Origin of the sequence: Parafilimonas sp., from assembly GCF_051953455.1 — a bacterium.
Classification (GTDB): domain Bacteria; phylum Bacteroidota; class Bacteroidia; order Chitinophagales; family Chitinophagaceae; genus Parafilimonas.
Window position 1 is genome coordinate 70,750 of record NZ_JBQCIT010000036.1, and the last position, 20,952, is coordinate 91,701.

Consider the following 20,952-nt stretch of genomic DNA (forward strand, 5'->3'; position numbering starts at 1 on the left):
CTATTTGACTTGCAGGGGGAATTTATAAGAGAAGAAGAGGATTAATATGAATAACTAAATCTTCTTAACCCCCCGAAGAATATATTCTTCGGGGTCTATTTATTGTGTCTATCATAAAGGCATAAAAACACAATTAATTAAATTCACAGCCTCAATCCGGAAACAATAATATAAGCGCAGGCCATGCTAAGATTTCAACGCGGGTATTTTATTTTCTTTGTCATATTATTTTTAATTGAAGTTGTTATTGCATTATTTGCCCATGACAATTTTATAAGACCCTTTTTCGGGGATTTTTTGGTTGTTATATTGATCTACTGTTTTATTAAATCATTTCTCAATACACCCCTGGTAATGACAGCCGTTGCCGTGCTGCTGTTTTCATACCTCATCGAAGTGCTTCAATATTTTAATATTATAAAAATGCTCGGGCTTCAAAATTCCAATCTTGTCAGGGTCGTGATTGGGACTTCATTTGAATGGACGGATTTAATAGCTTATACGTTAGGCATTGGGCTGGTTATATTGCTCGACAAAAACAAACAGCCGGTATCCGAATAATAGATACATGAATTTTAATGGTGCCAACCAGTTATGCATCTTCATCATCATAACATTAAGCATAAACATCTGCCGCGAGGACACAGATAATAAAAATTATCCGTGTTCGCAGCAGAAAAAGAGACAAAAACCAACTGTGCCAACAGATCATTCAAATATCATAACCAATCGTATTGCAGATAATTCATTCAACGCTTTTGTGCACCAACATTCCAGAATATAAATGTGCCGCGGTTATTGGAAGTGAGTAGGTCGATAGCGCCATCGTTATTCAAATCAATCGCCGTAACCTGAGAACCCACACCGGAACGGTTATGTATTAATTCAGGCACAAATTCAGCGCCGCCCGGGGCATTTTTATTGCGAACAGTGCTGTACCAGTACAATACCGGCGGCCCGTATGCATCGGGATCAAACATATTATCGAGATGTGTAAAAAAGCGCTTGCTTCTCCACTTTCAAGTGAAACGACATTCAATCTTTAGAGCGTTTTGCAAGGAGTTTTACTTACTGCAGGATAGACTTTAATTTTTAAACCCATCATCCTGTATCACTTCAACTGTATGATCATCTATCCAGTCCCAGTCAATTTCTACACCCAGCCCGGGGCCCGTCGGGCAATGCTGGCAACCATCTTCTTTAATTTCCAAAGGATTATTTTTTAATCCAAAACGAAACATGGGATGATGTGATTCTAGAAATCTTGTTAAGCGTGTGGCACAGCCAACATGCAGGTTCGCCACATCAAGCAAAGGTGCAGCAGCCGTATGAATCTCGAATTCAAACCCCATCATTTCGCACATGCCCAACGCTTTCATTACACCCGTAATACCACTTTTATGATGCACATCACCGCGAACAATATCAATGGCGCCTTCGGTCATATAATGCGGTAATTCAAACAGGCCTACTGTTTCAGCGGCAAGCACGGGTGTGCGTATAGCCTGTGATAGCTTTTTTAGTTGAAGAATATGTGCATCCGGAAAAGGTTCTTCGAACCATTCATACTTTAATTCATCCAGTTCATAACCAATCTTCAATGCATCTTCAAAACTTAATACAGCAGAAGAATCAAGCATTAAAGGAAAATTATCACCGGCCGCTTCTCTTGCTTTCTGAAGCTTTGGAATATCGATTTTTGAGCCGCCGGACAATTGAAGTTTTACACCTTGAAATCCTTGATGTATTTTAAGTTTCACCTGCTCTTCCACCGCTTCAATCGTGTCAACAGTTTGTGGAGGACAGCTTGAATAAACCGGGACTTTGTTACGATACTTACCCAACATAACTGCAATAGACAATCCGGCATATTTCCCTTTTATATCCCATAAGGCTACGTCAAGGTTACCCCATATTGCTTCTCTGAAATTGTACAAATGTCTTTGCATTTTCCTGAACTCCTGCCATATAGCTTCATGCAGCAAAGGGTCTTTACCAAACAGCAAGTGATAATAAATGTCATGCACGGCGTGCGCCGAAGCGGGGCCTTGTCCCAGGGGGCAATAATCCATTGTATAACCTTCAATGCCTTCATCAGTATAAATAGTTGTGAGCGGAAAATCAAAATGCGGCGTATAGTTTAACGGCACTTTTCCGGGTGCATACCAAAGCGTTGATGACTGTCGTACAATTCTTGTTTTAATACCTGTAATGCGCATGTAAATTCTTTATTGTTTAAATAGGTGTTTTTTTGTTGGAAATTTATCAAGATCAGCTTCTTTAAAATGCACATATAAAATGCGTTCCCAGCGATGGGGAATAAAACAATGTCATTCGCCATTGTCTGTAAACACATCAATGCATAACCACTTAAAAGAATTCAGGCAAAATACTTTTTACTTTTTTGGCAACTTGTTTTACTTCGCTTTCTGCAATCCATTTATATGGCCAGCGTAATCTTGTGCCGATAGCAGACCAGCCGCCGGCTGCTGCCAATAATTTATCCAACGCCGGATTTGAATAGCCTGCTTCTTTAAAAGACATAATGCATTCATCAAAAAACTGAAGGATTCTTTTTTCAATTTGCAGTGCCGCTTCAATATTTGTTTGCATTAATTGCCACCACCATTGCGCACCTTCCGGGCTTAAGCACGCAACGTTTGAATAAGCGCCTGATGCAATTTTTTGTTTAATACCGGTCGCCAAAAAATGCCCTGGAATAAATACTGATAATTTTGCTTTGCTCCACTCCATCGCTTTATACCAGCTTTCATCGCCACCTGCTACTTTTATTCCAATCAGCCTGGGAATAGCTTCGCTTAATATTTTCAATTCATGAGGCGATAAAATATTCTTAGCATGTGGGGGATTATATAGCACCAATGGAGTGTTGCCGGCATAATCAGCCATCTTTTTTAAAAAATCGATTTGTTCCGGTATAGTCGCAGTTACCCAATCCGGCAACATGATTTGAAATGCATCAGGTTTAAATGCTGTTGCTCTTTTCAGTCTTTCCAGTGAAATAAGAGGACTTGGGTGGCTGGCACCAATCTGAAAAGGCATACCAGTGTGACTGCATTTTTCGGATAAGCGTTCATTGATTTTGTCAAATTCGTCTTCTGTCTGATTATGCAATTCGCCGGCTGTACCATTAGAATAAATCCCATCTATTTTAGCCTCAATAAGATAGTCAATTTCCTCGGCCAGCCTTACATAATCAATGGAGTTATCTTTATTGATGGGCAATAACAAAGTGCCCCAGTTGCCTTTTAAAGTAGTAGCTGTAAGCAAAAGATGCTGTTATATTTTTATTGAAGACTGTCTAACGGAATTTCTTCAAATACAATTCCTTCATAAGGCTTTTGAAGTCCTGCTTCATATAAGCAGCCAAGGTTTCCGTTTGGCAATACCACGAGGTTTGAATAAGCCGAAGGACCTGCATACAATACTTTTTGTTTCGCCCACGTTTTGCCGTTATCATAACTGAGTTTAATTGTCATGTTTACTCTTGCCGTTTGACTTGCCGGGTTGGAAAATGCAACAAATGCTGGCCTGTTCGGGAAAATATAAGTAATTAAACTGCCCTGGCAAACCGGTTCAATCAAAGCGGTATCGCTATGCTGATCGTACCATTTCTTACCACCGTTTTTACTCAAAGCAACCTGGCGCATCTTCTCGTTACCCGGATGCCGCATGTTCAGCATTAAATTTCCGTTAGGTAACTCTGCAACAGTAGATTCATTTACCTGTCCAAAGGGTGCCGGTTTGCCAAGTTTCCAGGTATTACCGCCATCATCGGAATAGATGGCATGCGATTGATTTTTTTTCTCACCATCAACATTATCACAGGCAACAATCAGCCTTCCTTTATATTTTCCTTTTTTTATTTGAATACCATTGCCGGGGCCGGTTGCATACCACCTCCAGTTATCTTTCTTTACATCCTTTGTTATTTCTTTCGCTGTTGACCATGTGACACCATCATCGTCTGATGACAATACATACACCCTTCTGGTGTCTTTACTTGTTCCTTCAATAATTTGTTTTTCATGATCTGTTCCAAGGTTCCATGTTGTCAGTAAAATAATCCTTCCTGTTTTTTGATCAACAACAGGCGCAGGATTACCGCAGGTGTTTTCAGCGTCATTCCAAACGGTAATCATATCACTCCATGTTTTACCGCCATCCATTGAACGCTTAACAACAAGATCAATATCACCGGCATCACCACAATTATTTTTTCTGGCTTCAGCAAATGCCAGCACAGTACCTTTTGTTGTGGTAATTATTGCAGGAATTCGAAAACATGCATAACCATTATCCCCGCTTTTATACAAATGATTTAAATCCTGCGCATTTAATTGCACTGAACTAATTAATGCTATTGCCGATAAGATTAATATCCTGTAAACAACATGTTTTAATTGAGCTTGCATATTCGTTAAAATTTGTTAGTATTATTAAGTGAAGAACTATAAATCAGCTTCAAAAACTTTTACTTCCTCAAACTGTGTATTACCTTTTACCAATCGCCCAAGACGTGGTTTACGGTCATTATACACTTCAACAGCATCTGCATCTGCATAACGCAGAAACAAAATTCTTCTGTCACGCTCTTCCGAATAATTACCATCTGATTTGTGCAACATCCAACAACTAAAGATCAATGCATCACCTGCTTTCATTTCCATGGGCACAGCAAGATTGTCATCCGCTTCAACAATAATCTCAGATTTTTTTTGCTTCTCCTCTTCTGTTTGCTTTACACGAACCTGCCCACCTTTATGGCTGCCGGGAATCAGCCATAAACAACCGTTTCCTCTGTCAGTATCATCCAATGCAGTTAATGTGGTTAATGCATTATAAGGTTCAAGTTCACCATAACCATTATCCTGGTGCCAGCCAAAAGGTTTTGTATTACCTTTCATTTTAAATGTTAACTGCGAGGTGGCACCTTTAATATTCGGGCCAATTAACTGGCTGGCAATTTCAACCAACGGGCCTTCAAAATAATAATCGCGGACTGTTTTTGCCTTATGATGAATATTTACCAGTAAAGAATTTTGCAACCATGATTTGTTAGGATCAAAAGCCAGTTTTTCGGTGTCCCATGCAGCCATGCATTCTTTACGCATTTGTTGAAGCCCTTGCTCCTTAAGTATATTTTTTATAATGAGATACCCCTGTTCATTGAACTGCTGCAGTTCTTCCATTGACAGTTGACTGTAATTAAAATATGCATGATGCGCTTTCATAATCTTTATAAAATATTTAAACCCCTTTGTTAGTACCCCTTTTCTAATTGTATAATATTTTTTAAAGGCTTACCGGTTTTAAACCGTTTTAAATTTTCGAGAAACAATTCAGCTATCCCTTCATACTCTGTTATGTTACCACCACCAGAATGCTGGCTTAAAATTGTATTGGGGCAATCCCACAAATAGTGATCGGCAGGTATGGGTTCCTGCGCAGTTACATCCAGTACAGCGCCGCCGATTTTTTTATTGTTTAATGCATCTATCAGCGCTTGTTCATCCGCTAATAAATTGCCACGCCCAACATTGCAGAAGATGGAATCGCTCTTCATCTTGCCGATCATATCAGCCGTGAACAAGCCTTTCGTTTCATTAGTGCCGGGCAAACAACCAATAATGATATCTGCATTGGGAATTTCATCAACCAATTCAGCCGGTGAATGGATTGAAGCTTCTTCTGCGGTTCTCGCATAGAATGAAACAGTGCAATCAAAACCGCTTAAAATTTTTGCAATGCGTTTAGCAATAGCACCTGCACCCAGTATAATCACTTTCTTTTCACGCAACAACCTTAACTCATTGCGTGCCGTGTAACCCACCCATTTTTTTTCTGATTTCAGCAGCGTAAACGTATCCATGCCCCGGTATAAAGCGAGTATGCCCGCTACAACGGTTTCCGCACAGGGCTGGGAATAATAATCTTTCATGTTGGTTACAACCGCCGGAATTTTTATGCCTTTATAATATTCAAACCCCGCTGAATATAACTGCACCCATTTAAGATTAACAGCCTGCTGCAACCATTCAACAGGCTTTGGGTTACCTAATAAAATATCAGCTCTCAGTAATGCTTTTAATTGTTGCTCCTCACCTGCTATTTCATCTTTAAACTCCAATATATCATCTGTAACAGATGACCTAAGCATAGCTTTTTGCTTTTCATAAAACGGTGTATCAATGTATATTTTCATGCAATTGTATGATCAATTTTGTTTATCAATTGTTACTGTCAGCACTTTACTGGTTCGTACTGCCGGCCTTACTTCGCCACCTGCAATGATTATCTTATTATTCCAGATCGTGAGCGGCGTTGTTACCGGCGCATATAAACTCTTCAATGGAAATCTATCTGCATCAGGCTTTATATCAACAGCAACTTTTCCTGCTATAGACCATGTATTTGTTTCAATATTATAAGCAAGAATATTATTAGTAAAACCTGGATGCTGATCTTTTAGTTCATTGTTGCGTTCTGCATTGGCGCCATCATCGCCGCTAAATAAATACAGCATATTGCCTTCACCAAATGCAGGCCCGGGCGCTGCAGCCAGAGTATATGGCAAATCTGCAATTTGCCTCCAGCCTGTTGCAGCATTATATATCAAACAACTCTTTAAATATTTTCTGCGTAATGCAGTATCGCCTTGTATATTTTGTAATTCAACACCGCCAAAAACATAGAAGTTATTATTTAATGTTCCTGCGGTTGACAGCATCCTTGAAGCGCCGGGAAATGAGGGTAATACCGACCAGCCTTTTGCTGTGTCTTTCAAATCAAGGCTAAAAAAATGATTGGTGGTTTTTCCACCTGGTGTTTCAATGCCGCCTGCAATAAAAACCTTATCGTTGATAATTGCACCACAGGCATTAATTAACGGCACAGGCATGTTTGGCAAAGAAGTGATATTTACTTTCCCTTTGTTATAGCTGATTGCAATACACGCATTAAAATTTTGTTCAGCATCGCCACCACCAAAACAAAGAAGGCTGTTGTTATAGGTTAATGCAACACCGTAACCGGAAGCTTTTGGCAAATGCCCTGCAACTTTCCATTCTCCTGTTGGTTTATCCAAAACATAAATTGTATCGTACCACTTTTTTTTACCACCACTCCATGGTCTTGTATCGTCTGGAAAATTTGTTCCACCGGCAACAATAAGCGCATTGTTGCTTACACCCACATAAGCACCTGCAAGCCCACCCCGGCTTGGAAAGTCCTGTAAACGCCCCCAGGTGAACGCCACCTTCGATAATATATCCTGTGCATTATTTCTCATGGGAATGAAACATAAGATGATAACTATTTTTTTTATTAGATGCATGTGCTTACGCTATTCATTAACTGTTGCATTTACAGGAACACGTTCAAAAAATGATAATGTTTTTAACTCATTATAAAGTGATTGATAATCCCCTTCGGATAATGTTTTCAGTGGAAGTCTTGCGGGCCCGAGATCCCAACCCAGCATTTTCATCATGGCTTTTTGCGCCGGTATTGGAGGATATTTTACAAAAGCTCTGATTACATTAACCATAAACAAATGGTTTTCCTGTGCTTCTTTTATTTTGCCTTCGTCAAACAACTGAATGGTTTTTAAATATACCGGCGCTGCAAATGTATAAGTGCTGCCAATGGCTGCTCTTGCACCAACTGACAATGCAGGCAACAACAATTCATCCAAACCATACATCATGTCATAATTTTTATTTTGATAGTTGATGCACGATTGAAACTCCTGTATGGTTGATGCGGTATATTTTATGCCCGCAAGATTTGGTATGACAGGCTGTGCTTCTTGCAAAAAAGCAATCATGTCCATACCCAAACCGGTTAAGTGCGGAATGTGATAATAATAGAATGGCAATGATGGTGCAGCACCAGCAATTTCAGCCATAGATTCAGCCAGGTTTTTCACACCCGTTGGTTTAAAATAAAAACCAGCTACAGATGAAAAAGCATCCGCGCCACAATTAACTGCATGCGCCGCTAAAGTTTTTGCCTCTGCGATGCTGCTATGGCCAACATGTACAATCATCAATAACCTTTTTTTAGCAGCTTTGATAAATGCTTCTGCCACCTGCATTCTTTCTTCCGTGGTCATATTTGGCCCCTCCCCATTGCTGCCGCAAACAAAAATGCCTTTCAATCCATCGTTAATCAATTTTTCTGTGAGTACAGGTATCATATCAAAATTTACAGAGCCATCCGCGTTGAATGGTGTAAACGCTGCTGCTATTAATCCTTCAGTTTTACGCATATATTTTTTGGTTTCCAAATGTGGGGTTTTGATTATTTATTTTTTATTGAATCTTTTCTGTCTGTAAGCCATTCAACATTAAACCGGTGAATGATGATACGGTAAATCCAGTCTTTATCTCCGCCGTTGCGCACTTCGTACAGGCAATAAATCATTCCATTTTTATCAACTGCAAGGTCTGAATAGCCTGAGCCTTTGCTGAAAAGTGTTTTATGTACCGGCCATGTTTTGCCTTCATCATAACTTAATCTTGCCGTAATATTTTCACGTGGCTTATTTACCTTACGTGTATTATTGGTTTCGCGGGGATCGTTCCGGCTGTCGGGATTTACAAAAATAATACGGCTCCTATCAGCATTCCTTCCTGTAACCCGAATTAAACTCGCCATACAAACAGGTTCAAACAAATCATTATCAAATGCGGGCTTTGACCAGTCAGAAATTCCATCGGCACTATAACTAATAAGCCTCCGGTTTAATGAAGATTCATTGCGCATGTTAATCATAATACGCCCATCTGTTAATTGCACAACAACAGATTCGTTGGGATTCACAATTGTATCGCCGCTGGCAGCTACGTCTCCGTTATTGCTGATGATGGCGCCGCGTTTCCATGTTTTACCATGATCATCACTATAAATAGTTGCCACACAACTTGGCCTGTGATCACCACCGGGTTTGCTTTTATCAGGAATACACAACCATACCGGAACAAGCAAACGGCCGCTTGTCATTTGTATAGCATGCCCGGGCCCGGGCGCTAATACATGCCAGGGATATTCTTGTTTAAACGCATCAAATGCGTAGGTAATATCAACAGGCTTACTCCATGTTTTTCCTTCATCTTTTGATTTCATGTAATAAGCATTTGCATAATTTACCTGGAACAATAAATGCACGGTACCATTCTTATCAGCTATGGGCACAATATTGCTTGTTGGTTTGCCGGGTGTATGTGGAATAAGTATTGTAAGCGGCGTCCATGTTTTACCGTTGTCATCGCTTCTGCGCATAACGAGGTCTATATCATCCCAGTCTTTTCCTTTGCCATATCTTCCTTCGGCAAAAGCTAAAACAGTTCCTTTCTGTGTAATGAGCAATGCCGGCACATGAAACATGGTATAACCATCTTTTGCGGGCTCAAACAATTGTGTAGTATCTGAAAATGCTGTTTGCGCATTGGTTTCGCAGAACAGGCTGCAGGCCATTGCAAACAATAACAGGCCCTTATATTTTTTTAATATACGTATCATGATATACGTCTTAAAAAATTAGCGTATAATTTGAGTTGATGATTTGAAACAACTTAATAACCTTCCGTTTGCGTTAACTGATCATTGTTCCCAAGCACGGTGGTATTCAATGGCCAGAAAAGCGGTGTAGTCTTGCCTTTTAGGTTTGGAACATAATTATAAACATCTATAGTACCACCGTAATGAAAACGTACAAGATCATACCATCTTTTATTTTCAAAATACAGTTCGCGGCCACGTTCATCGAGTATCTCTTTCTCCACATTTTGCTTATCCTTTACACCTGCATAATCGCCTATACCTGCACGTTGCCTTACTTTATTAAGATAAGCAACAGCGTTATCCATATCAACCAATCCTGCATAAGCTTCTGCTTTCATTAAATAAATATCAGCCAGCCTGTACATAATCAAATCATTATCCGGCACACGCCCGTCAGCATAAATATTGCCACGGTATTTGGTTATCCATGAAACTTTCGGGCCATCGGCCTGCATTTCTGTAACCCATGTCCATGGAATGCGTTTATCTTCAGGATGTGCGCTGAATAAGGCTTTTGATTCGTCACTTATCTGGTAGGCGCCCTGGCCTGTGGCCGAACTTTGGGTATATGGTATGCTATCTATGTTCAAAGCTCCTTCTACAATATTTATAAATGGAAAGGCATTTACCACATAATTATTTCCGGTTTCATCTCTGTTATAATAAGCAGCAAGGATATCTTCATCGTTTGATGAAGCCTTTACACCCGTAACATTTGCAAAGTCTGCATTCAACGATACGCCTGTTTTTTCCACTTCATTAATTGCAGCAATGGCATCATTAAAATCCTGGCTGCCTCCGCCTGATACTTTTGCACTCCAAAGTTTTACATCTGCCTTAAGCGCCTGTGTCGAACCATAGGCAAAACGATATTTTGAAGGATAACTATAAATATCATTGGAAGCAACAGATTTGAATAACAGGATGGCAGAATCAAGATCGCTGTTTATTTGCTTGATAACATCAGCAGCGGGAGACCTTGGCAGCAAGGGCACATTTTCATCCACTACCGGCTGCAGCATTAATGGTGCATCTCCAATTATTCTTGTTAAATGGAAATAAAAAAAACCTCTCAGCGCATAAGCTTCTGCGGTTATTAAAGGTTTATGATCAGGATTTAGTGTAAACTGGAAATCCCCTATTTTGCTCAACAACAAATTGCAATGCCCGATAGCCCGGTACCAGTCATTGTAATTAATAGCCCCTGAGCTTTCAGAGAGATTTTGAGACCATGCAACTGAAAATCTTGAGTTGGATGCGGAAATTAATTCTTCGCCTCGTTCCATGCCATACGCTACATTATTCTGAAAAGTGCGCATGAATGTATATATGCCCACTACATACGGTTCAAAATCACCCTCACTTTTAAAATAAGTTGCTTCTGTAATACTTGATCTTGGTGTTACATCAAGAAGCTTCTTACAGCCGGAAAGAATGCCTACAGCAAATGACACTGTAAGTGTATATATAAAAACTTTTTTCATTGTTGATAATAGTTTGACGTTATTTAAAACTGGCGTGATATATTTAGAATCTCAGTGTTGCACCTAAAGTGTATTGCCTCGGCCTTGGATAACCAATTGCATCAAAACCTGTATAAGTTTCAGGATTAATACCGCCATACCTGGTTATATATGCTACATTATATACACTTGCAAATACATTTAAACCCGTAGATTTTATCTTTTTCATGATATTGACGGGCAGGTTATATGAAATAGTTATTTCGCGCAAGGCAATAAAATCTCCTTTATCAATCATGGCTGAAACATCTGAGCCATAAGAGTTGTTAACCCCCATTGTAGCATTCCGCAGATAATTACGCTGGCCAAAATCATAGTCAGCAAAAGAAAATCTTGCATAATGCTTGTTTACATCTCCTTCTTTTTGCCATATATCATTTCCCAGTGCCTGTTCAGGTGCGCCCTCATTAAAAGCACGGCCCTGGCCCAGCGATCTTGCCAATGCGCCATTTTCAATAAGATGGCCCATTGCATAATCCATATTCACCCTGAGCGAAAGCCTCTTATAAGTAAAGCTGTTTTGAATACCGCCGGTTATATTGGGTGTGCGGTAACCCATAAATACCTGGTCTTTTGTATCAATAACACCATCGCCATTCACATCATCAAAAATAAAATCACCGGCATGTTTACCTGTCGTTATACCTAGTGGCGAAGCCAGGTTGTCAACATGTGTTTCATTCCATGCTGCAGCTTCGGCTTCTGTAGAAAATACACCTAACACCTTATATGCATAAATTGCAAATGGTCTTTCTCCTTCAGCAACACCGCCGGCTTCGATTTCTGATTTTGATTTTGGATCGTAAATAATATCACCTCCCTGGCGGTTTTTATCACGGCCGTTATCAGGCAGCTCCAATACTTTTTGCTGGTTAAGTGCAAAAGCAAAATTGAAATTCCATGTAAAGTCTCTTAATTTAACAGGTGTTACGCCAAGCTCAATTTCCCATCCTTTATTTTGTAAAACACCGTTGTTATAAACAATAGAAGAAAAAGGCGCTTCTGAAGGTAATGGCTTTGAAGCGAGCCTGTTTTTGGTAAGTTTGTTATAATAATCAACAGTAAGCGTTATCCTGTTTTTAAACAAGCCCATATCAACAGCAAGGTCTGTTGTTTGCGTAGTTTCCCATATGAGATTCGGGTTAGAAAGATTAGCCCTTAACACACCTGCTTCCTGTGCATATTGCGTGGTTGAGTAACCGCCATAAGTGTCAGTAAGGCTAAGGTCATTCAACCCTGCGGCACCCCAGCTTCCTCTTAGTTTTAAAAAGTTGATAGCGTTTATCTTCCAGAAATTTTCTTCATGAATATTCCATCCGGCAGAGAAAGAAGGAAAGACTGCATACTTGTTTTCAGGCGCGAAGTTGGAAAACCCGTCATCGCGTATGGAAGCAGACAAAAGATATTTTCCTTTATAATCATAGTTGGCCTGGCCGAAGAAGCTGGCAGAACGGGTTTCACTTAAGCCCGTACCAAAATCTGTTACGTTGGGAACAACTACACCATTAATTACAGTAGTAGGCGGCTCATCAATTGTTTCTATATAATCGTTGGTTGCTCTTTGAGAACCTATGGTTACTGTATTGCCTGTGTTCTGTGTAAAGTTGAAACCACCCAGCACTGTAATATTATGCATATTATTTAAATGAAGATCATACTGCAGAATCTGGTCAATCATCACCTGCCTTGTATTGTTGGTACGTTCATTTTTTTGCCTTTGTGTTGAAGGTTGTATTTCATTCTGTGGCGTTTGCAAACGCTGAAAGCGGTAGGTATAATCCTGTAAGAGGTAAGAAAATGCAGGCTTATAATGAAGACCTTTTATAAGTGTGATATCTGCATCAACCCTTGAAACAAAACGTTCTGTTTTCACATGGGTCTTATCATAGTATAATGTATGAAGCCTGTTACGGGCAGAATACAATTCTCCCAAAGCAGGCAGGCCATCATCTTTATAAATTCTTATCAATGGCGTAAGGCGCGTGCCACGGGTAAGTTCATTCTGAAAAGCTTCCACATAGTTAGGGCGGATATTCTGGTAATTTACCATAGCATTCAGCCTGAAATTGTCAGACACTTTAAACCCGAAATTTCCGAGCACATCAATGCGTTTATATTCCGTACCGATAAAAACACCCTTCTGATCAGTATTGCCAACAGAAAGATTATAATTCGCATTTTCACCACCGCCATTTATGGCAACATTATCTACGTTTGAAATACCGGTGTTCCAGATAAGGTCCTGGTAGTGGTTATCCTTAAAAATTAAAGTAGAGCCAGGGTTGATAGGATCATCTATGGTTTGCCAGCCATTCGCCAGTAAATTATTTACATAATCCTGACCTTCTACCGCAACAAGGTTGTCATATAATGCTGTTGTATAAACATAACGCCCGTATTCACCCGGCTGCGTAAATTCTTTTGTACCTGCAGAGAAGCCGCCGTTGTATAAAAGATTGCTCTTATTTAACAGGTCATAGGTATTCTGTACTGTTGTTCTTGCCAGTTTGAGGTATTGTTCAGCATTCAGGTATTTATAATCACGCGCCTGTGTTTCCCATGTGGTGCGATGGTTTAATGAAATATTCATTTTGCTGTTAAACTTTCCACCCTTTGTCTTTATTACTATAACACCATTCGCACCGCGGGCTCCGTAAACAGCAGTTGATGCAGCATCCTTCATCACCTGAATGGATTCAATATTATCGGGATTAATATCATCCATCGATCTGAACACACCGTCCACAACTACAAGCGGATCTGTATTATCGGATGAACCAACAGAATTTCCGCCGCTATTCCCATTGCCCGAACCATACACATTCAGCTTGGTACCGCCTCTTATAATTATATTGCTCACACCGGCGCCGGGTTGCCCGCTGTTTACCGGAATAGAAATGCCTGGCATCTTACCCTGCATCGCCTGTATAGGATTAGGGCTGGGTTGATTCTCCAGTTCATCACTTGTTATTTTAGAAATTGCCGCCGTTGTTTTCGCCTGCGATTGTTGTATATATCCAACTATAACAACATCGTTGAGATTCTTGTTAGCTGCGGACAGCCTCACGCTAATAGATGATTGGGTACCGGCCACCACCTCTTTATCCTCGAAGCCAACGCTCGAAAAAACCAGCACAGATGCTGCCGAAGGCACCGAAATAGAAAATGATCCGCCGGTACCGGTTACGGTTCCCGCAGAAGAATTTTTGACCCGCACACTTACATTTTCTATTCCATTGCCGCTGCTGTCTGTTACGGTGCCTTTAACGGTTATGTTTTGGGAAAACACATTTGTTTGAAGGAACAGGAAGACGGCAACTAAAAAAAACAATTGCAGCTTTGGAGGATTATACCTTCTTTTCATAAGCAATAACATCGTTTACCAGATTAAATAATTATAAAAATAAATTGTCCTTTTGTAGTTATGTACTACATAACAAAAATAGACAGTTCATCCAAACTTCCAAAAAATTTTTGCCGGTGGAAAAAGATATATGCTGTATTTATTAATTAAAAACAGCCAAACACTTGCCTGGCAATGATTACAGCAGGCGTTGGATTCTACATTATTTCTTTCTTATCTTTTTAAAGTGGTGCTCCAGGTGTTTTGCCATGGCTTTTCTGAACTCTTCTTTACTGCCGTTTCGCAAAATATTTACAAGGTCAAGATGGGAAACACTGCCCACAATAGGAACTTTTTCCAACGAAACAAGATAACCAAAAACGGGCAGCAGCATATCCTGAAAACGTTGCAGGGTAGGGTTATTGGTCATGCTGTAAAGTTTGCCATGAAAGTCAATTTCATTTTTTATTCTGAATGCATGCTGGCCTGTAGTTGGCTTTTGCTTTTTGGCGATAGCCTCCAGTTCATCAATATCTTCCTTCTTTTTGCGTATAAACAAAAGATCAGCAAGGCCCATCTCTAAAACAAGCCGCAGTTCAAATATATCCTGCAAAGTATTTTCATCAATAAACAATGGATCAAGCACGCGTTCAAACGATCCCATTATATCAGGGCTTGTTAATACCATTCCCCGTTTTCTCTTTGTTTCAATCATGCCAAGCATGCGCAACCGGCTTAGCGCCTCCCTTACCACGTTTCTGCTAACACCTAACGATTCGGCCATCTCGGTTTCCTTTGGCAAAGCATCTCCGGGCCTGAACGATTTATTCTTTAAATATTCCCGCAGGCGTATTTCTACTATATCGGCCATTGTTTTGTGGGCTATTTTCTCAAGATCTTTTGTTGATGCTTTAACTGGCATAAAAATTAATAAAGGGTGTTTATTTTCAAATGTAATACAACAAAGAAATTTAATATGGCAATGTGCTGCAATTATTTGAATAAAGCTTTATCACTTATAATATGCATAAACATTTCCGGATAATATCCAAATAAAACAAAAAAAACATTATGTAGTACAAAATGACATAAATTTTCTATTTTGCAACTATTCGACGACGAAAATTGCTAAAGAAAATTATGAACTTGCCTGAAATGTTTATTACCATAACCAAAAAGCCACTATACCTGACAGTATTTATATTTACTATGCAGTTTGTTGCAACTGCACAAAATGAAAAGCTGAATATACTTTTAATAACGTCAGAAGATAACGGCCCCGATCTCGGGTGTTATGGTGCCAAAGATTTACAAACGCCTTTTTTAAATAAGCTGGCGCAACAGGGTGTGAAATTTCAGAATGCTTTTGTTACCTATGCATTGTGCAGCCCCTCAAGATCAACTTTATTTACAGGATTATATCCACATCAAAATGGCCAGGTTGGCTTGGCAACGCATCACTTTCGCATGTATGATGGCATTAAAACATTACCGGTTTATTTAAAAGAAGCAGGTTACAGAACAGGCTGTATTGGCAAAATACATGTGAACCCGGAATCTGCGCTGCCATTCGATTTCAGGCCGGCGAAGCCCACACAATTACAGGGTTCCAATTTCGCAAGAAAGAATCTCAGTTTGTATGCATCGCTGGCAGATAGTTTTATGAATGCGTCTGGCGAACCGTTCTTTCTTATGGTGAATTATCCCGATGCCCATACAAATTGGAAGCGGCAGGTTGATGGCATGCCGGCAAAACCTTTGGACAGTAACGATATATCTTCGCCACCATCTTTTGTTGGGTCCAACAGCAATCGCTTAAAACAAATGACTGCGGATTATTACAACAGTATTGAACGTGTTGATCAGTTAATTGGTGATTTACTCGATAAACTAAAATCACAAGGTAAAGACAAGAATACACTGGTTATATATTTAGGTGATCATGGTGCTGAGTTTTCAAGGGGAAAATTTACATTATATGAAGCAGGCCTGCGTGTTCCACTGATTATTAACTGGCCCGGTGTAAGCAAACAAAGCACCGTTAATGAAATGACCTCAACCATTGATCTTGTACCCACGATGCTGGATGCGGCGCATATTTCTATTCCAAAAGATTTACCGGGCAAGTCATTAAAATCAATATTAAGTGGTCAAAAAAATGAACATCCAACAAAATATATTTTTGGTGAACTGGGTTGCCCTTTTCCTTTTGCATATTATCCCGGCAACAGTGTACGCAACGAACGGTACAAACTGATTCATAACCTGCTTTATGAAAGAGAAAATCCGGGCGTAAAAATTTATACAGGCCATACAATTGATGGTTTTGAAGCAGGCACAACCCAGGAAGAAATTGATGCATCGGACGCGCTGGTTAAGAAAGCCTATGTAACATGGAAGCATCCCACAGAATATGAATTATATGATCTTGCTAAAGACCCCAATGAATTCAATAATCTTTCTGATAATCCAAAATATATGTCAGTAAAAAATGAATTGATTACCGTTTTAAATAATTGGGAAAAACAGACGGCAGACCCTTTTGCTGATAAAACGATGCTTGCAAAATTTACTGCAGAAGTGGACGAAGTTGAAAAAACGCATCCAGATATGGATGATGCAAAAGATAAAAACCTTAAATGGAAGTATGTTGATTATTTCGCTGATTATATTAAAAAACACAAATCAAATTAAGTTCAATACAATCATTTTTAACCTATATCGCAGTATGAAAAAAATCATTATCTCCTGCCTTACCTGTTTAGTATGTTATAATGCATTGGCCAATGTAGAATTACCATCCATATTTGGAGATAATATGGTGCTTCAACAAAAATCAAAGGTTGCAATATGGGGTAAAGCAAATACCAACAAAACGATAAAGATTCTTACATCTTGGGATATGCACACTTATACTACAACATCAAACGACACCGGTTATTGGAAAATTTTTATTCAAACACCTGCAGCAGGCGGACCATATACTATTGCTTTTAACGATGGCAAAACAACAGAGCTGCATAATATTTTAATTGGTGAAGTTTGGGTTTGTTCCGGCCAGTCGAATATGGAAATGCCGATGAAAGGTTATGGCAACCAGCCTGTGTTTAATTCAAATGACATACTCGTTGAAGCCAACAATTCATCTTTACGTTTGTTTCATGTGCAGCGGGCTGTATCAAACATACCCCAAAACAATTGTGTGGGAAGCTGGGAAGTTTCATCTCCTGAAACAGCTTCAACATTCAGTGCGGTTGGCTATCAGTTTGCCAAAAGATTACAGGCCATTTTAAAGGTACCTGTTGGTATTATTGAATCCAATTGGGGTGGAACACCCATTGAAGCATGGATGAATAAAGAAAGCCTCTCTCCTTTCACCAATGTAAAAGTTCCACAGCCAAACGACACGGCTAAAGCTGACCGGCTTAAACCAACCTGTTTATTTAATGGCATGATTAACCCCATTGCAGGTTATGCTATCAAAGGTTTTTTATGGTACCAGGGCGAAACAAACGTGCCGCATCCCACAGGTTACGATGACTTAATGAAATCAATGGTGGAAGGATGGCGAAAGCTTTGGCAACAGGATAGTCTTTCATTTTATTATGTGCAAATAGCGCCCTGGAATTATGGCGCAAAAAAAGATTCGGTTCCTTATTTAAGAGAAGCCCAGCAAAAGGCAGCATCAAAAATCTCGTTCAGTGGTATGGCTGTAAGCATTGATAAGGGAAATGAATTCACTATACATCCGCCGGATAAAACAACTATCAGTAACCGCCTGCTGTATTGGGCTTTGGGCAACACCTATCATATAAAAGGAATTGCATACCACAGTCCGTATTATGAGAAAATAAAAACTCAAAACGATACTATTGCCGTAAGTTTTACCAACACACCAAATGGTTTTATGTCGGATCATAAAGATATTGTTGGCTTTGAGATAGCAGGTAGCGATCATATCTTTCATCCTGCAACTGCCAAAATTGTTAAAAATACTATTGAAGTGCATAGTACAAATGTGCATCAGCCTGTTGCTGTAAGATATTGCTTTACTGATTTCATTGAAGGGAATTTATATAATACAGAAGGCCTGCCTGTAGCGCCTTTCAGAACCGACGACTGGAAGTAATATTTACGGCTTATACTTTTCATGAATTAATAAATGCTTGCATGACATCAAATAAAAAATACCCCTGGGTACTTGTAGGTTTATTATGGATAGTAGGTCTATTAAATTATCTCGACAGGCAAATGCTGGCTACCATGCGGCCTGCCATGCAATCATCTATTACCGAACTACAATCAGCAGAAAACTTCGGTTACCTGATGGGTATATTTCTCTGGATATATGGATTTATGAGCCCCGTGGCAGGATTGATTGCAGATAAGTTTAGCAAGAAGTGGGTGATAACCGGCAGCCTGTTTGTTTGGTCGGCTGTTACGTTTGCAATGGGGTATGCTAAATCTTATCATGAATTATATTGGCTGCGTGCTACAATGGGTATTAGCGAAGCATTATATCTTCCAACGGCGCTTGCTTTAATAACTGAATTTCACCAGGGCAAAACAAGATCGCTTGCCGTTGGTATTCATATGACGGGCTTATATGTTGGAACAGCACTCGGTGGATTTGGCGCCACGATTGCAGCGGCGCATTCATGGCAAATTACATTTCATGTTTTTGGAATCGTTGGTATCATTTATTCATTGATACTGATATTGTTTTTAAAAAATAAACAGCATGCAGAAGATTATATCATAACATTTAAAAAAACTATAATAAAATCATCAGGCCCCTTTGCTGCATTAAGAACGTTATTCACTAATGTTTCCTTCTGGATCATTCTTATTTATTTTGCCATACCTAGTTTGCCAAGCTGGGCCACCAAAAACTGGCTGCCAACATTACTTGCTCAAAACTTAAACATTTCTATGGCCCAGGCCGGACCTATTGCAACCATTACAATTGCCGTATCGCAATTTATTGGTGTTATAGGTGGTGGCGCATTGTCTGACTGGTGGGTGAGAAAAAATATAAGAGGACGAACATTTACCAGCGGCATTGGTTTAATACTCACTATACCTGCCCTGTTATTGTTGGGTTTTGGGAATTCCCTGGTTGGTTTTATTGCCGCCGGCTTTTGTTTTGGTGTTGGCTTTGGAATGTTTGATGGTAATAATATGCCGATACTTTGTCAGTTCATTTCATCAAAACACAGGGCTACAGCTTATGGATTGATGAATATGACAGGTGTTTTCTTCGGTGCTTTTATTACGGATGTTTTAGGAAAAACATCCGATGCAGGTAAACTCGGAAATGGCTTTGCATGGTTAGCTGTAATTGTTGCGATAGCAGTTGCTTTGTTGTTTACATTTCTGCGGCCTAAAAAAGAAGATTACGATTTTGAAAGCGGTGATTAAGACAACTGTTTTAATACCCATTCTCCGGCTTAGCAGGTAACTACTATGCTGTTTTACTTAAACAACACCTATCAATCCAGGAAAAAATAAAATCTAAATCAATGCATTGCAAAGGGAAAATTATTAGCAATTATCTTAAACCAGCGTTGGGATATGTAAACTGCTTAAAGCCTTCCTGATTTTGTTTTACAAACATAAGTGTAGCCAGATCATCATTATATCGGGTAATGGCGGAAGAGGTGTAAGCGGTACCTCCTGTTGAATTGTACATTAAAAGAAAAGAAAATTTTTATGAACTATAAAAATAGTTCTACATTTGAACTATAAATATAGTTTAATGAAATCTCTCACAAAAGCAGAAGAACAAATAATGAAGGTTTTGTGGAAACTGGGAAGTGGGTTATTGATGGAAATTGTAAATAACATGCCTAATCCCAAACCACATAAAAACACAGTTGCCACCATTCTTAAAACCATGGTAGATAAAGAATTTGTAAAAACAGAAAATGTAGGAAGATTTTTCAGGTATCACCCTGCCATTTCAAAAAAGGATTACTCAAAAAGAACTTTGACAAATGTTGCAAAAGGATATTTTGAAGGCTCTTTTCCTAATGTTATTTCCTTTTTGGTAGATGAAAAAAAAATATCCGTAAAAGAGCTGGAACTTCTATTACAGCAAATAAAGAAAAATAAAAAATAGTGTATGGATACATTCATTTCTTATATCGTCAAATCTTTTATTGCGAGTGCTATTTTATATTCATACTATCAGTTGGTACTGCGCAATAAAAGATTCCATTCTTATAACAGGTTTTATTTATTGACATCTATAGTAATAAGTTTGGCTTTGCCCCTTGCAAACTTCAGGTGGTTTCAAATTAAAGAATCGTCAAATACCACCGCGAATAGAATTTTAAACGTTATCAGTTCATCAGAAATAAGGCAACAAGCATTTCATTTTCAAATTAGCTGGCTGCTGTTTGGTTGTTCGGTTTTTATAAGCATTTCCCTGCTTATTCTTTTGCTTTCAAAAATAATATGGATATATAAGATTAAGCAAAAAGATAAGAGCATCAG

At 39.2% G+C, this 20,952-nt stretch carries 17 protein-coding genes; 5 read left to right on the forward strand and 12 right to left on the reverse strand.

Annotated features, from left to right (window positions below):
* The first annotated feature begins 183 nt into the window (after positions 1-183).
* Entirely contained in the window at positions 184-561 is a 378-nt protein-coding gene (locus ACTHN6_RS14385) for a DUF2809 domain-containing protein (protein WP_440436463.1), read from the forward strand.
* Between the two features lie 188 nt (positions 562-749).
* On the opposite strand, the gene ACTHN6_RS14390 is transcribed toward ACTHN6_RS14385, so the two are convergent.
* The 12 genes from ACTHN6_RS14390 to ACTHN6_RS14445 all read right to left on the reverse strand — a co-directional run bounded on the left by ACTHN6_RS14390 (position 750) and on the right by ACTHN6_RS14445 (position 15,376).
* Positions 750-980: a hypothetical protein gene (locus ACTHN6_RS14390; protein WP_440436464.1), complete on the reverse strand. Its 231-nt coding sequence runs from the start codon at positions 978-980 to the stop codon at positions 750-752.
* 105 nt (positions 981-1,085) lie between these two features.
* Positions 1,086-2,219 carry a mandelate racemase/muconate lactonizing enzyme family protein gene (locus ACTHN6_RS14395; RefSeq protein ID WP_440436465.1) on the reverse strand — a complete coding sequence of 378 codons (1,134 nt, stop codon included), beginning with the start codon at positions 2,217-2,219 and terminating at the stop codon, positions 1,086-1,088.
* Between the two features lie 151 nt (positions 2,220-2,370).
* A complete protein-coding gene (locus ACTHN6_RS14400) occupies positions 2,371-3,291 on the reverse strand; it encodes a dihydrodipicolinate synthase family protein (RefSeq protein ID WP_440436466.1) in 921 nt (306 codons plus the stop codon).
* A gap of 17 nt (positions 3,292-3,308) precedes the next feature.
* Positions 3,309-4,436, reverse strand: coding sequence for a sialidase family protein (locus tag ACTHN6_RS14405; protein WP_440436467.1), 1,128 nt, complete (start codon positions 4,434-4,436; stop codon positions 3,309-3,311).
* Positions 4,437-4,472: 36 nt separating this feature from the next.
* Positions 4,473-5,255, reverse strand: coding sequence for a phytanoyl-CoA dioxygenase family protein (locus tag ACTHN6_RS14410; RefSeq protein WP_440436468.1), 783 nt, complete (start codon positions 5,253-5,255; stop codon positions 4,473-4,475).
* 29 nt (positions 5,256-5,284) lie between these two features.
* Complete coding sequence (locus tag ACTHN6_RS14415) at positions 5,285-6,226, reverse strand: D-2-hydroxyacid dehydrogenase (protein WP_440436469.1); 942 nt, start codon at positions 6,224-6,226, stop codon at positions 5,285-5,287.
* Between the two features lie 12 nt (positions 6,227-6,238).
* A complete protein-coding gene (locus tag ACTHN6_RS14420) occupies positions 6,239-7,357 on the reverse strand; it encodes a galactose oxidase (protein WP_440436470.1) in 1,119 nt (372 codons plus the stop codon).
* Between the two features lie 9 nt (positions 7,358-7,366).
* Entirely contained in the window at positions 7,367-8,293 is a 927-nt protein-coding gene (locus tag ACTHN6_RS14425; RefSeq protein WP_440436471.1) for a dihydrodipicolinate synthase family protein, read from the reverse strand.
* 32 nt (positions 8,294-8,325) lie between these two features.
* A complete protein-coding gene (locus ACTHN6_RS14430) occupies positions 8,326-9,546 on the reverse strand; it encodes a sialidase family protein (RefSeq protein WP_440436472.1) in 1,221 nt (406 codons plus the stop codon).
* Between the two features lie 53 nt (positions 9,547-9,599).
* Positions 9,600-11,072, reverse strand: coding sequence for a RagB/SusD family nutrient uptake outer membrane protein (locus ACTHN6_RS14435; protein ID WP_440436473.1), 1,473 nt, complete (start codon positions 11,070-11,072; stop codon positions 9,600-9,602).
* Positions 11,073-11,115: 43 nt separating this feature from the next.
* Positions 11,116-14,475 carry a SusC/RagA family TonB-linked outer membrane protein gene (locus ACTHN6_RS14440; RefSeq protein ID WP_440436474.1) on the reverse strand — a complete coding sequence of 1,120 codons (3,360 nt, stop codon included), beginning with the start codon at positions 14,473-14,475 and terminating at the stop codon, positions 11,116-11,118.
* 202 nt (positions 14,476-14,677) lie between these two features.
* Positions 14,678-15,376, reverse strand: a complete 699-nt coding sequence (locus ACTHN6_RS14445; RefSeq protein WP_440436475.1) for a FadR/GntR family transcriptional regulator — start codon at positions 15,374-15,376, stop codon at positions 14,678-14,680.
* A 218-nt stretch (positions 15,377-15,594) separates the two neighbouring features.
* Here ACTHN6_RS14445 and ACTHN6_RS14450 point away from each other — a divergent pair, with 218 nt between their 5' ends.
* The 4 genes from ACTHN6_RS14450 (at position 15,595) to ACTHN6_RS14465 (ending at position 20,575) form a co-directional block, all read left to right on the forward strand.
* A complete protein-coding gene (locus ACTHN6_RS14450) occupies positions 15,595-17,148 on the forward strand; it encodes a sulfatase family protein (RefSeq protein ID WP_440436476.1) in 1,554 nt (517 codons plus the stop codon).
* Between the two features lie 34 nt (positions 17,149-17,182).
* Positions 17,183-18,583, forward strand: coding sequence for a sialate O-acetylesterase (locus tag ACTHN6_RS14455; protein WP_440436477.1), 1,401 nt, complete (start codon positions 17,183-17,185; stop codon positions 18,581-18,583).
* A 41-nt stretch (positions 18,584-18,624) separates the two neighbouring features.
* Positions 18,625-19,875, forward strand: coding sequence for an MFS transporter (locus tag ACTHN6_RS14460; RefSeq protein WP_440436478.1), 1,251 nt, complete (start codon positions 18,625-18,627; stop codon positions 19,873-19,875).
* 337 nt (positions 19,876-20,212) lie between these two features.
* Positions 20,213-20,575, forward strand: a complete 363-nt coding sequence (locus ACTHN6_RS14465; RefSeq protein ID WP_440436479.1) for a BlaI/MecI/CopY family transcriptional regulator — start codon at positions 20,213-20,215, stop codon at positions 20,573-20,575.
* Positions 20,576-20,952: the final 377 nt, after the last annotated feature.